Below are 13,709 nucleotides of genomic sequence, written 5' to 3' on the forward strand. Positions count from 1 at the left end.
TTGTTTGCATGGCTTACGCGTCGATTTTCCACGCCGGTCTGTTCAGCGGCCAGACCATCATCGTCACCGGTGGCGGTAGTGGCATCGGTCGCTGCACCGCCCATGAACTGGCGGCCCTCGGCGCCAATGTACTGCTGGTCGGGCGCAAGCCGGAGAAACTGCAAAAGGTCACCGACGAAATCGCCGAGGACGGTGGCCGCGCGCACTGGAAGGCTTGCGATATCCGCGATGAAGAAGCGGTAAAACAACTGGTCAGCGAATTGATTGCTGAACACGGACCGATCCACGGTCTGGTCAACAATGCCGGCGGCCAGTACCCGTCGCCCTTGGCCTCGATCAATCAGAAAGGTTTCGAAACCGTGCTGCGCACCAATCTGGTCGGTGGTTTTCTGATGGCGCGGGAAGTGTTCAACCAGTCGATGAGCAAACACGGCGGCAACATCGTCAACATGCTCGCCGACATGTGGGGCGGCATGCCCGGCATGGGTCACTCTGGCGCGGCGCGGTCGGGCATGGACAACTTCACCAAAACTGCCGCGTTCGAATGGGGTTATGCCGGCGTGCGGGTCAACGCGGTGGCGCCGGGCTGGATTGCCTCCAGCGGCATGGACACTTACGAAGGCGCGTTCAAAGCGGTGATTCCGACCCTGCGTGAACATGTGCCACTCAAGCGCATCGGCACCGAGTCGGAAGTCAGTGCGGCGATTGTTTTTTTGCTGAGCCCGGCCGCCGCATTTATCAGTGGCAGCACCTTGAAAATCGACGGCGCGGCCAGCCTCGGCAGCCGTGCATGGCCGTTGCACAAGGCGACCCACAGCGAGTCGTTCAACGGTTTCCACCGCGCGTATTTACCCGATGTGCTGAAGGACAAGGAGTAAGCCATGCCGCAGATCCAGTCCCGACTCGACCCGCACAGCGAAGCGTTTGCCCGCAACCGCACGGCCATGCTCGCGGCGATCGAACACGTGCAGCAACTCGAACAGAGCCTGCTGAACAAGGCCACCGAAGCCAAAGCCAGGTTCGACAAGCGCGGGCAACTGCTGCCCCGTGAGCGCTTGAATCTGTTGCTCGATCCCGGCGCGCCGTTTCTCGAACTGGCCAGCCTCGCCGGCTACAAGTTGCACGACGACAAGGACGGCAGTTCCGCCGGTGGCGGACTGATCGCCGGTATCGGTTACGTCTGCGGCATTCGCGCGATGGTGGTGGCGAACAACAGCGCAATCAAGGGCGGGACGATCTCGCCCACTGGCCTGAAAAAATCCCTGCGCCTGCAACAGATCGCCCAGGAAAACAAACTCCCGGTGATCACCCTTGCCGAAAGTGGCGGTGCCAACCTCAATTACGCCGCCGAGATTTTTGTCGAAGGCGCGCGCAGTTTTGCCAATCAGGCGCGGATGTCGGCAATGGGTTTGCCGCAGATTACCGTGGTGCATGGCTCGGCCACGGCCGGTGGCGCCTATCAGCCGGGGCTGTCGGATTACGTGGTGGTGGTGCGCGGCAAGGCCAAGCTGTTCCTCGCCGGTCCGCCACTGCTCAAAGCGGCCACCGGCGAAGTCGCCACCGATGAAGAACTCGGTGGCGCCGAGATGCACGCACAGGTCGCCGGAACGGCTGAATACCTTGCTGAAAACGATGCCGATGGCGTGCGTCAGGTCCGTGAAATCCTCCGTATGCTGCCGTGGAACGAGCAACTGCCGTGGTTGCCGGAGCCGCAATACAAAGAGCCGCTCTACCCCATCGATGAATTGCTCGGGCTGATCCCCGACGATCCGAAAAAACCTTACGACGTGCGCGAAATCATCGCGCGCATTGCCGACGAATCCTGCTTCGTCGAATTCAAGGGCGAGTTCGATCAGCAAACTGTTTGCGGCCAGTTGAAGATTCAGGGCCGCGCCTGCGGGTTCATCGGCAACAACGGCCCGATCACACCCAACGGCGCGAGCAAAGCGGCGCAGTTCATTCAGTTGTGCGATCAGAGCCAGACGCCGCTGCTGTTCTTTCACAACACCACCGGTTTCATGGTCGGCACCGAATCCGAGCAGCAAGGCGTGATCAAACACGGCTCGAAACTGATTCAAGCGGTAGCCAATGCACGGGTGCCTAAACTGACGATGGTCGTCGGCGGTTCCTACGGTGCCGGCAACTATGCGATGTGCGGACGCGGACTCGATCCGCGCTTCATCTTCGCCTGGCCGAACAGCCGCACGGCGGTGATGGGCGGTGCACAGGCCGGCAAAGTCTTGCGCATCGTTACCGAAGCCAAGCAGTTGAAGGACGGCCTGACGCCAGACCCGAAAATGCTCGACATGCTCGAACAGGTCACCGCGCAGAAACTCGACAGCCAGTCCACCGCTCTCTATGGCAGCGCCAACCTGTGGGACGACGGGCTGATCGATCCCCGCGACACGCGCACCCTGCTCGGCTACTTGCTGGACATCTGCCACGAGGCCGACATTCGCACGTTGCAACCCAATAGCTTCGGCGTCAGCCGGTTCTGACCGCCACGGACCCTACGGAGAACAATAACAATGATCTTCACCCCGGAACACGAAGCCCTGCGCCGTACCGTCCGCCAATTTGTCGAGCACGAGATCAATCCGCACGTCGACGAATGGGAAAAAGCCGGACGCTTCCCGATCCACGAGATTTTCCGCCAGGCCGGCGACCTCGGTTTGTTGGGGATTTCCAAGCCGGAAAAATTCGGCGGCATGGGCCTCGATTACAGCTATTCGATTGTCGCCGCCGAAGAGTTCGGCACCATTCATTGCGGCGGCATTCCGATGTCGATCGGCGTGCAGACCGACATGTGTACGCCTGCCCTCGCCCGTTTCGGCTCCGATGAATTGCGCGAAGAGTTCCTGCGCCCGGCGATCACTGGCGAGCAGGTTGGTTGCATCGGCGTCTCCGAAGTCGGTGCAGGCTCCGACGTCGCCGGGCTGAAAACCACCGCGCGCAAGGACGGCGACGACTATGTGATCAACGGCAGCAAGATGTGGATCACCAACTCGCCGAGCGCCGATTTCATCTGCCTGCTGGCCAACACCTCGGACGACAAACCACACATCAACAAATCGCTGATCATGGTGCCGATGAACACCCCGGGGATCAGCCTCAGCTCGCACCTGGACAAGCTCGGCATGCGCAGCTCGGAAACCGCCCAGGTGTTTTTCGACAACGTGCGCGTGCCACAGCGCAATCGCATCGGCCATGAAGGCGCCGGGTTCATGATGCAGATGCTGCAGTTTCAGGAAGAACGCCTGTTCGGCGCGGCAAACATGATCAAGGGGCTGGAATATTGCGTCGACAGCACCATTGAGTACTGCAAGGAGCGCAAGACCTTCGGCAATGCACTGATCGACAACCAGGTCATCCACTTCCGCCTCGCCGAATTGCAGACCGAAATCGAATGCCTGCGCGCGCTGGTCTATCAGGCCACCGAGCAGTACGTGAAAGGCCAGGACGTCACGCGGCTGGCGTCGATGGCCAAGCTCAAGGCCGGGCGTCTGGGCCGCGAAGTCAGCGACAGCTGCCTGCAATATTGGGGCGGCATGGGTTTCATGTGGGACAACCCGGTGGCCCGCGCCTACCGCGATGTCCGGCTGGTATCGATTGGCGGCGGCGCCGACGAAATCATGCTGGGGATTATCTGCAAACTGATGGGCATCCTCCCGGGGAAAAAGAAATGAGCAGCCTGCCGCAATGTCAGACGCTGTTGCTGGAACTGCATGGCGGCGTGCTGCACATCACCCTCCATCGGCCGGACAGTCGAAATGCGATGAGCCTGCAGATGGTCAGCGAACTGCGCGCGGTGCTGGCGGCTGTGCGTGATGACCGCGCTGTTCGGGCGTTGGTGCTCAGCGGTGCCGGCGGGCATTTCTGTGCCGGTGGCGATATCAAGGACATGGCCAGCGCTCGCGCTCAAGGCACCGAGGCTTATCGCGTTCTGAACCGGGCATTCGGCGCCCTGCTGGATGAAGCCCAGCACACGCCGCAAGTGCTGATCACCGTGCTGCAAGGCGCGGTGCTAGGCGGTGGTTTCGGTCTGGCCTGTGTCAGCGACATCGCGATTGCCGATCATCAGGCGCAATTCGGTTTACCGGAAACCAGCCTCGGCTTGCTGCCGGCGCAGATTGCGCCGTTTGTGGTGCAGCGCATCGGCCTCACCGAAACCCGTCGGTTGGCACTGACCGCCGCACGTTTCGATGGGCACCAGGCGCGCCGTCTGGGGCTGGTGCATTTTGTCGAAGAGGATTCGCAGGCCTTGGCTGAGCGGCTGGATGAGGTGTTGCAACATGTGCTGTGTTGCGCGCCGGAGGCGAATGCCATGACCAAGAAATTGTTGTTGGCGAGTGCCGGGCAGCCTTCAAGTGAATTGCTCGATGAGGCGGCGCAGTGGTTTAGCGAGGCAGTGACTGGCGCCGAAGGTGTGGAGGGAACCATGGCTTTTGTGCAGAAGCGTAAACCTCGGTGGGCCACTTAAAAGCATCGCGAGCAGGCTCACTCCTACAGGGGAAATGCATTCCAAGTGTAGGAGCGAGCCTGCTCGCGATGAGGCCATCACATTCACCGCCAAATACTCAGGAAGATCACCATGCCCGCCATCCACAAAATCCTGATCGCCAACCGCGGTGAAATTGCCTGCCGCATCCAGCGCACCGCCCAAGCCTTGGGCTATCGCACCGTCGCCGTCTTCAGCGATGCCGACGCCGATGCCCTGCACGTTCAGATGGCTGACCAAGCCGTTCGCATTGGTCCGTCCCCCGTTCAACAGTCATACCTCAACATCCCGGCGATCCTCGACGCCGCTCGCCGCAGCGGCGCTGACGCGATCCATCCCGGCTACGGCTTTCTTTCGGAAAACGCCGAATTCGCCCGCGCCTGCGAACAGGCCGGGCTGATCTTCATCGGCCCCAGCGTCGAAGCCATCGAATTGATGGGCAGCAAACGCCAGTCAAAAATCGCCATGCTCGAAGCGGGTGTGCCGTGCATCGCCGGTTATCAAGGCGCCGAACAGGACGACGCCACCCTGCTGCGTGAAGCCGAGCGAATCGGCTACCCATTGATGATCAAGGCCAGTGCCGGCGGTGGTGGGCGCGGCATGCGTCTGCTGCAAAATGCGGCTGATCTGCCGGCGCAACTGCGCACCGCGCGCTCCGAAGCATTGAACGCGTTCGGCAGCGACGAACTGATCCTCGAACAAGCGTTGATCGAGCCACGGCATGTCGAAGTGCAGCTGTTCGGCGATCAGCACGGCAACCTGATCTACCTGGGCGAACGTGACTGCTCAATCCAGCGCCGCCACCAGAAAGTCATCGAAGAAGCGCCCTGCCCGGTGATGACCGCCGAGTTGCGTCAGGCCATGGGTGAAGCGGCATTGAAAGCCGGGCGCGCAGTGAACTATGTTGGCGCTGGCACCGTTGAGTTTCTGCTCGACACACGCGGCCAGTTCTACTTTCTGGAAATGAATACGCGTCTGCAAGTCGAGCACCCGGTAACTGAACTGATTACCGGGCTGGATCTGGTCGCATGGCAATTGCTCGTTGCCGAAGGGCAGCCGTTGCCGCTGACCCAGGATCAGGTTCAGCTCAACGGACATGCCATGGAGGTGCGGCTTTACGCCGAAGATCCCGCGCAAGACTTCCTGCCACAAACAGGCCGAGTGCAAGCCTGGGAACCGGCGCTGCAGCACGGTACGCGAATCGACCATGGTTTGCTTGAAGGGCAATCGGTCAGCCCGTTCTACGACCCGATGCTCGGTAAGCTGATCGCCTGGGGTGCGACTCGCGAGGAAGCCCGACGCAAACTGTTGCGCGCGGTACAGGACACGGTGCTATTGGGTGTACAGAGTAATCAGCGCCTGCTCGCCAGTCTGTTGCAACACCCGCAGTTCATCAGCGGCGACTTCAGTACTGCCTTCATCGCCCGGCACTTCAGTGATCACCCTTGCCTGCACCGCTCCATTCCGGATGCCGAGCAGCTGGCGATCGCAACGGTACTTTTCTATCAAACCAGCGCCCGCAGCCACCGCGCACCACTTAACGGCTGGCGCAATAACGCGAATGTACCGCTGCATTATCGCCTCGGCCTCGACGATCAGACCTGGACCGTGCAACTGCTCGCTGAGGCACACGGCGTGTTCAAAGTGCAGATAGCCGACCGCACGCTTGAATTGAAACTTATCGACCACGATGCCCAGTCGGTCACGCTGGAAGTTGACGGTCTTCGTCAGCGCCACACCTACCGCCTGAATGACGAGCAACTCTGGTTGTTCTGCCATCCCGGCAGTCTGCACCTTGAGGATCGAACTCACGCCGTGATCGACAGTCAGACCAGCGTCAGCTCCGGCACCCTGAAAGCACCCATGGACGGTGCCATCGTCGACGTACTGGTCAGCGAAGGCAGTCCGGTCAGTAAAGGTCAGTTGCTGGTGGTGCTGGAGGCAATGAAAATGGAGCACCCGCTCAAGGCCGGTATCGACGGCGTGCTCAAGCGGGTGCAGGTCAAGGTCGGCGATCAGGTAAAAAATCGTCAGGTTCTGTTGCAGGTCGAGTAGTCAGCCACACGCCCGTGCGGGTTTTGACTACGCTCTGAGTTATCAGAACGCGGAAATCAGGAACCCTGCGATGCCTCACTGGCTGGTCATAGATCTGGAAGCCACCACCGATGAGGGTGGCTGGCCAGTCACCGAAATGGAAATTATCGAGATCGGCGCCACCCTGGTCGATCGCGCCGGACGCGAGCAGGATCACTTCCAGCGTTTCGTCAAACCGACGCGACGGCCGTTGCTCACGCCTTTTTGTCGTGAACTCACGCACATCACTCAGGCCAATATCGACTCGGCGCAGCCGTTGACTGAAGTCTGGCCGGCGTTCGAACGCTGGCTCGCGCAACATCAGACACGCCTTGAAGGCTGGGCCAGTTGGGGTGATTACGACCGCAAGCAGTTGTTGCAGGAGTGGCAGCGTCTGCAAATCGACAGTGGCTTGAGCAAAGTGCCGCACATGAACCTCAAACAACGCTTCGCCAAGGCCCGCCGCCTGGAGCGTCCATTAGGCCTCAACGGTGCGCTGCAATTGGCCGGCATGCAGTTCAGCGGCCAGCAGCATCGGGCACTGGAAGATGCGCGCAACACCGCGCGGTTGTTGCCACTGGTGTTGCCACTCTAGGGTCAATTCGAGAACTCACCGGACAGACGCCGGGCAGGTGACGGCGCGAAAAGCCTTGTGCATACTGGCCGCCTCCAATTTCTAACCCTTTTCGAGGAATCGCCCATGTTTAAAGTCAACGAGTACTTCGACGGCACCGTCAAGTCGATCGCCTTTGGCACCGCTGAAGGTCCGGCGACCATCGGCGTCATGGCCCCGGGCGAATACGAATTCGGCACCGCTCAGCGTGAAATCATGCATGTGGTTTCCGGCGCACTGACCGTCAAACTGCCCGACAGCAGCGACTGGGAAACCTTCGCCGCCGGCAGCCAGTTCAACGTCCCGGCCAACAGCAAGTTCCAGCTGAAAGTTGCGGTCGACACCGCTTACCTGTGCGAGTACCGCGGCTAAACCCACGGCTTTCACTGCGATAAAAAAATGCCCGTGTCCAAGGACACGGGCATTTTCGTTTCAGAGACGGATTACTCGAGAATCTCCACCGGCATGCCGACTTCGAGTCGGCCATTGTTGTCGTTGACCAGATTCTGGCCGAACATCGCACCATCGGCTTCGGCGCGGTATTTCTGCAAGGTGGCCAGAGGTTCGCGGTCGGCACTGCGCTCACCGGTTTGCGGGTCGATGGTGGTGAGGATACAACGCGAACACGGCTTGACCACGCGGAATTCAACATCGCCAATGCGAATGCGCTTCCAACTGTCTTCGGCATAAGCCTCACTGCCTTCGATCACCAGGTTCGGCCGAAAACGCAGCATTTCCAATGGTCGTCCGACCTGTTGCGAAAGGTCCTGCAAAGAGGCCTCGCCGATCAACAACAGCGGAAATCCGTCAGCGAACGCGACCTGATCGTCATCCTTGCCGAAGCCTGCCTGGGTGGTCCGGGCGCGATCCAGCGGCACCTGCACCAGCCGGGTCGGTTTGCCGATGAAATCGCTGACCCAACGGGCCGCCTCATCACCGGCATCCGGCACGCGCAAGGTATCGCGCCAGATCGTCACGCCGCGCAGTTCTGCGTTGTTGCCCGGCAATGCGATTTCGATGGGAGGCTGTTGCGGCGCACTAAGGGTCAGACCGCCCTGCGCATTCCATAGCGCCGACAACTGACTCATCTTCGCTTCAGCGCGCTGGGTCAGAAAGCGCCCGCTGGCCTCGTCCACGAGCATCCAGCGTCGATCGCCATCAAGCCCCAGCTTGTCGAGATCAACACTGTGCAGCACATCGACTTTGCCGGATTTCAACGGGTAACGATAAAGCGCGCTCAGACGCAGCATGGCCAGCTCCCTGGAGGGTAAAAACGCCACCCTATACGAGCTTGATCAGGAATCAAAGAGCAATAACTGTAGGAGTGAGCCTGCTCGCGATAACGGTGTGTCAGGTAATGATTCGGGGCTGACACACCGTTATCGCGAGCAGGCTCACTACTGGAATGGGTGTGTGATCAGGCCGGAACTTCGTCGAGCATCAGACGCTGGCGAACGACGTCGACCAGTTTGTCCGGCTGGAATTTGGAGAGGAAGTTGTCGCAGCCGACCTTCTTCACCATCGAGTCGTTGAAGCTACCGGACAGCGAGGTATGCAGCACCACGTACAAGCCACGCAGACGCGGATCGTTACGAATTTCGGTAGTCAGGCGATAACCGTCCATCTCCGGCATTTCCGCATCAGTAAAGATCATCAGCAGCTTGTCGGTCATGTTCACGCCGGTATCGGCCCAGGCCTTGAGCATGTTCAGCGCCTTCAGGCCATCGCTGGCAATGTGCATTTTTACCCCGAGCTGGCCGAGGGTGTCGCGCAATTGCGAAAGCGCGACGTTGGAGTCGTCGACCAGCAGCACTTCACGGCCACGGGCGCGCTCGAGCACCGGATCATCGAGTTTTTCACGCGAGACCTTGGCGTTGTACGGGACGATTTCGGCGAGGACTTTCTCGACGTCGATGATTTCCACCAGTTGATCGTCGACCTTGCTGATCGCGGTCAGATAGTGCTGACGCCCGGCGCTGGTCGGCGGCGGCAGAATGGCTTCCCAGTTCATGTTGACGATACGGTCCACACCGCCCACCAGGAAGGCCTGCACCGAGCGGTTGTATTCGGTGACGATGATCGTGCTGTTGGGCCCCGGCACCAACGGACGCATACCGATCGCCTGAGACAGGTCAATGACCGGCAAGGTCTGACCGCGCAGATTGACCACTCCGCACACAAACGGATGACGCTGCGGCATCAAGGTCAGCTTCGGCAGTTGCAGCACTTCCTGAACCTTGAACACGTTGATTGCGAACAACTGCCGCCCGGCCAGTCGAAACATGAGAATTTCCAGGCGATTCTCACCCACCAGTTGCGTGCGTTGGTCTACCGTGTCGAGAATGCCGGCCATCAATGACTCCTGGGCTTGTTCTGATGAATTCACTATGTGAGGTTATCGGCGGCAAATCGCAGTTCTTGATTGCCATACCCGACCCCATCAAAAATGCCATGAACAGGCATTGATGTCACATTAACATCATGCTTTACTGGCCCGGTGATTTTCATCTGCTACATTCTCTGCGGCGCGACCTCGGTTTGCACGGTAGGTTCCCGCGCCTAAGGGATTCCCCTAGTAACAATCAGGCCCAACCTGATATTCGCAATATCCAATAGCCATTAATGTGACGCCATTCTCATTGCATGAACGGAGTCAGGCTATTGTGTGCGATCGCAGTTCAGTGGAAACAAGCCCTCTGGAACCTCTCAGTCTGTGCACTTGCACGTCTGGGCGCGATCTCCCGACGATTCACGATCGTCGCCACACACGGCATTCCCTCATCAGACATGACGTTGTGGAGATAAGCATGCCAATGGACCGCAAAGAGTGGGTACAACGCTTCCCCGAATTCCTTGTCGAGGCCGAGCAACTCCTGGCCAAGTCCGAAGAATGCCTCAGCCATCTGCAATTGATCAGCAATGACAAGGACGCCATCGAGTGCATGCTCGGTACTCTGCTGAAACTCGCACGCAGGGCTGAAGCCCTCGCGCTGGAGGCAATTTCCGAGTTTTCCCTGCACATTTACAGTCTGCTCAACCTCAATCAGGATCACGTCGACCTTCACGAACAGGCCCTGCAAGCCTTGCAGGATTGCTTCACATTGATGGCCTGGCAGCTTGAACTGGTCGATCAGCAGACAGGGCAACTGAGTCTGGATGAAAGTGAGCAGGCTTCGTTGCTCGAAGCATTCGCCTTTCAGGTCAACCAAAGCCGCCATCAACCGCCCCGGACGGGCAAACGTTTGCCCCAACTGCCCTACTCGGGACAAGCCTGACCCGCACTCGGTACCCGCGCAAGCACTTGGAACACAAGCGTTGAATGTCGCAATTGAATAGTTCATACCTGCCAGCGACAAGTCGAACTAAATAATCACTGAAAGCCGACGCCGATATTTTTTGCCGGCCTCAGGGTTTACCTGTGTGCAAACAAGCACAACTTCAGGCAACACTGACATCGATCGAACACAACAAATCGACTTTTCCATTATGGAACTTGCGTCCAATATCACGTATTTCCTGACTCAATGGACATATATAGCAAACGCGACCAACGGTATCTTAAGTGGTATTATGCCGCCCATTAGTTGCTTTCAAATTAGTGGCACAGTGACTTCAGAGATCGCTATCCACTGATAGTTGGCGGCCAATACGCTTACTGAACCGCGTTGAAATCAATAATATAATCGACAGCATTTTCAGACAGAGACCCGTCAGCCTCCGGCCGGTCTGCCCGCAGCGAACATCCATTGGCTCCATCCGTTATGTACGCCAGCCTCAAGTCAATCACTACATGGCCACCCTCCCGCGAAAATGCTCGCCGGTTCACACTCATACTGTGTGTCGCGGCCACGCTCGGCAGTTTGCTGACCTACGCTCTTTCAACACCACTTTGCCTGGGATTGCTGCTGCTCGATATCGCTGCTACTGCGTGCGTCTGGGTGCAATATCGACTGTCACGCAAATCGATCAAGTTTCAGCCGCAGGAACTCGCTGACCGCTTGCTGGAAGTCCAGGAAAACGAGCGCCATCGCCTCAGCCGCGAACTGCACGACGATATCGGCCAACTGCTGACGGCCGCCAAACTGCAAAGCGAATGGCTCAAGCGGCGCATGCCCGACGACTTGCAGGAACAATGCACCGCGCTGTGCGACACCCTGGAAGAAACCCTCAACAAGGTGCGCGACGTTTCAGCCATTCTCAACCCGCGCCAGTTGACCAGCCTGGGACTTGAAGCCAGCCTGCGTGCGCACCTGCTCAAGACATTGGCCAACACTAACGTGCACTGGAGCCTCGATTGCCAGCAGCGGCTCAATGGCATTCCGGAAGAAATGGCAGTCGCCGCCTTTCGTATTACCCAAGAGGCTGTTACCAATATCCTGCGTCACGCACAGGCAAAAAATCTGGTGATACGCGTGCAACGTCTGCCCAAAGGTCTGACGTTGCTGATCAGCGATGACGGCCTGGGATTCGCCCCGGCGACCAACCCCGGTCGTGAAGGACAACGAGGCATGGCCGGGATGGCCGAACGAATCGAGCAACTGGGTGGCACCCTGAACGTCATCAGCGAACCGGGCAAAGGCACTCAAATCGAAGCACTCTTCCCGTGGGCGCCACGCGCACTCGAGCGGGCCAGTACGAATAAGGTTATGCGTTGACTTGCAACTTACTTCTGGTGGATGACCACTCGCTGATCAGGGCCGGCGTGCGCGCTCTGGTACTGGATATTCCCGGTTACGCGGTGATTGGCGAGGCCAATGACGGTTCGCAGCTGCTCGAAATGGTCGAGCAACTGAATCCGGATATCGTATTGCTGGATATCTCCATGAAAGAAACCGGTGGCCTGGAAGCCCTGCAACGGCTCAAGCGGGTGCGCCCGCAGAGCAAGGTGCTGATCCTGTCGATGCACACCGATCCGGCGCTGATCATGCAGGCGCTGGAATCCGGCGCCCACGGCTACCTGCTCAAGGACACCACAGCGACAGAGCTTGAGCATGCACTGGAAGCCTTGCGCAACAACGAGCGCTACCTGAGCCCGGCCATCGCCCATACCGTCATCAATCAGGCCCTGACCCGTAATCAGAAGCAGCAGCCGGAGGCAGCCGACTCGCACAATCTGACCGCGCGCCAACTGGAAATCCTGCGCTTGATCGTGCGCGGAAAATCCACCCGGGAAATCGCCAATGGCCTGGGCCTGAGCATCAAGACTGTCGAGACCCACCGTTCACAAATCATGAAGCGACTGCAAATCTACGACGTGGCGGGTCTGGTGCTGTTCGCCGTGCGTGAGCAGATCATCAGCCTGGACGACTGATCAGCCCGGCGCTGCTCAACAAAGGAGAATGTTCCGGCAAATGCACGCGCAACGCCGCCGGACGCGCCTCGAATCGCATGCTGTCACCTTCGAGCGGTTCGCCATCAAGATTGATGCACAGCCCCTCGGCCACCTTGATTTCGACCCATGGCAAACGGGTGCGAACAAACATGTTGTCGATCCCGAAACCATCGCTGAGCAGCGTCTTCAAGGTGCCCACCAACTCCTGGGGCGCCGGCAGAATGCTGATATCCAGCAAGCCATCATCGGCCAGCGCCTCCGGGCACAACACGTGTCCACCGCCGGCCTGTCGGCCATTGCCGATACCCAGTGCCAACAGCTCGCCACGCCAGTGAAAATCCGGCCCCTGAAGTTCGCCGTAAGCGGCATGCAGCTCGCTGAATCGTGACAAGCCAGTGAACAGATAAGCAGCACCGCCAAGTACTTTTTTCAGGTCCTCGGAGGTATTGGCCGTGACCTGGCTGCCGAAACCACCGGTGGCCATGTTGAGAAAAATCTGCCCGCCCACTTCACCCAGATCGATGGCGCGCGGTGGCACATCGAGCAGCTCAAGGGCTTCGGCAGGCTCCAGTGGTACGCCGGCGGCACGGGAAAAATCGTTGGCAGTGCCCAAAGGCAGGAGTACGAGGCTGGCTTTGCCAGGATGCGCGGCGAGCGCTTCGGCGATATCGCGCAAGGTGCCATCGCCGCCCCCGGCAATGATTTTCGTGTAGCCGTCGGCCAAGGCTTGTTCTACCCAGCGCTGTGCGTCCCCTGCCTCCCAGGTCAGACGCACGGCCAGCTCCCAGCCTTGCTTGCGCTTGTCCTCGACGGCGGTGCGTACCGCCTCGTTGAGTGCCTGCTTGCCATGCAGAATCAACAGCGCCCGGCGTTCACTCATAACATCACTCCCAAATCGATCAGTTAAGACATCTTGACCACTGGCGCACGCAAAAAAGCCGTCAAACCCGTAATTAATTCAGCGCTCCGAGCCTCGACGTCCTACACGACGGTATTTTTTCTTACAAAACATGCGGAATCGGCTTAATTGACCCGGTTCGAGCATTGGGTCACCGTGTGTTGGCGGTATCGATTTTTCAATCCAACACACAAGGACGTGCATGTAATGAGTGGATACACCCCATGGGCTCTTGCCGGTTCGAGAGCTGGAAAAGGTTGCAAGCAAACAGTTGAAACAATCGGTGGATGCTTCC

At 59.0% G+C, this 13,709-nt stretch carries 13 protein-coding genes; 10 read left to right on the forward strand and 3 right to left on the reverse strand.

Translation table 11 applies throughout. The annotated features are described in order from the left end of the window. The first annotated feature begins 8 nt into the window (after nucleotides 1–8). The 7 genes from HU754_RS20975 to ppnP all read left to right on the forward strand — a co-directional run bounded on the left by HU754_RS20975 (nucleotide 9) and on the right by ppnP (nucleotide 7,556). Nucleotides 9–878: an SDR family oxidoreductase gene (locus tag HU754_RS20975; RefSeq protein ID WP_186620627.1), complete on the forward strand. Its 870-nt coding sequence runs from the start codon at nucleotides 9–11 to the stop codon at nucleotides 876–878. A gap of 3 nt (nucleotides 879–881) precedes the next feature. Beyond that, complete coding sequence (gene atuC / locus HU754_RS20980) at nucleotides 882–2,498, forward strand: geranyl-CoA carboxylase subunit beta (RefSeq protein WP_186620626.1); 1,617 nt, start codon at nucleotides 882–884, stop codon at nucleotides 2,496–2,498. 30 nt (nucleotides 2,499–2,528) lie between these two features. Next, nucleotides 2,529–3,686 (forward strand): citronellyl-CoA dehydrogenase, encoded by a 1,158-nt coding sequence (gene atuD, locus HU754_RS20985; protein WP_186620625.1) that lies wholly within the window; start codon nucleotides 2,529–2,531, stop codon nucleotides 3,684–3,686. After that, nucleotides 3,683–4,480 carry an enoyl-CoA hydratase/isomerase family protein gene (locus tag HU754_RS20990; protein ID WP_186620624.1) on the forward strand — a complete coding sequence of 266 codons (798 nt, stop codon included), beginning with the start codon at nucleotides 3,683–3,685 and terminating at the stop codon, nucleotides 4,478–4,480. Before atuD ends, HU754_RS20990 begins: the two co-directional genes overlap by 4 nt. A gap of 111 nt (nucleotides 4,481–4,591) precedes the next feature. Continuing rightward, complete coding sequence (locus HU754_RS20995) at nucleotides 4,592–6,553, forward strand: acetyl/propionyl/methylcrotonyl-CoA carboxylase subunit alpha (RefSeq protein WP_186620623.1); 1,962 nt, start codon at nucleotides 4,592–4,594, stop codon at nucleotides 6,551–6,553. 70 nt (nucleotides 6,554–6,623) lie between these two features. Then, nucleotides 6,624–7,166: a 3'-5' exonuclease gene (locus HU754_RS21000; protein WP_095048433.1), complete on the forward strand. Its 543-nt coding sequence runs from the start codon at nucleotides 6,624–6,626 to the stop codon at nucleotides 7,164–7,166. A 105-nt stretch (nucleotides 7,167–7,271) separates the two neighbouring features. Further along, nucleotides 7,272–7,556, forward strand: coding sequence for a pyrimidine/purine nucleoside phosphorylase (gene ppnP, locus HU754_RS21005; protein ID WP_003226701.1), 285 nt, complete (start codon nucleotides 7,272–7,274; stop codon nucleotides 7,554–7,556). Nucleotides 7,557–7,627: 71 nt separating this feature from the next. Here the strand turns inward: ppnP and HU754_RS21010 are convergent, their stop codons facing one another. Together HU754_RS21010 and HU754_RS21015 are read right to left on the reverse strand one after the other, a co-directional pair. Further along, a complete protein-coding gene (locus HU754_RS21010) occupies nucleotides 7,628–8,434 on the reverse strand; it encodes an MOSC domain-containing protein (RefSeq protein ID WP_093435085.1) in 807 nt (268 codons plus the stop codon). A gap of 167 nt (nucleotides 8,435–8,601) precedes the next feature. After that, nucleotides 8,602–9,537, reverse strand: a complete 936-nt coding sequence (locus HU754_RS21015) for a chemotaxis protein CheV (RefSeq protein WP_064391361.1) — start codon at nucleotides 9,535–9,537, stop codon at nucleotides 8,602–8,604. Between the two features lie 454 nt (nucleotides 9,538–9,991). Between HU754_RS21015 and HU754_RS21020 the strand changes: the two genes are divergently transcribed. The 3 genes from HU754_RS21020 (at nucleotide 9,992) to HU754_RS21030 (ending at nucleotide 12,495) form a co-directional block, all read left to right on the forward strand. Further along, nucleotides 9,992–10,459, forward strand: coding sequence for a hypothetical protein (locus tag HU754_RS21020; RefSeq protein WP_093435088.1), 468 nt, complete (start codon nucleotides 9,992–9,994; stop codon nucleotides 10,457–10,459). Nucleotides 10,460–10,945: 486 nt separating this feature from the next. Beyond that, entirely contained in the window at nucleotides 10,946–11,839 is an 894-nt protein-coding gene (locus tag HU754_RS21025) for a sensor histidine kinase (RefSeq protein ID WP_186620689.1), read from the forward strand. Continuing rightward, on the forward strand, nucleotides 11,836–12,495 hold the full coding sequence (locus tag HU754_RS21030; RefSeq protein WP_093435094.1) for a response regulator: 660 nt from the start codon (nucleotides 11,836–11,838) through the stop codon (nucleotides 12,493–12,495). The genes HU754_RS21025 and HU754_RS21030 overlap by 4 nt, the downstream gene beginning before the upstream one ends. Here the strand turns inward: HU754_RS21030 and yegS are convergent. Then, complete coding sequence (gene yegS / locus HU754_RS21035) at nucleotides 12,479–13,396, reverse strand: lipid kinase YegS (protein ID WP_099756837.1); 918 nt, start codon at nucleotides 13,394–13,396, stop codon at nucleotides 12,479–12,481. The genes HU754_RS21030 and yegS overlap by 17 nt on opposite strands. Between the last annotated feature and the right edge of the window lie 313 nt (nucleotides 13,397–13,709).

Source organism: Pseudomonas zeae, from assembly GCF_014268485.2.
Lineage (GTDB): Bacteria > Pseudomonadota > Gammaproteobacteria > Pseudomonadales > Pseudomonadaceae > Aquipseudomonas > Aquipseudomonas neuropathica.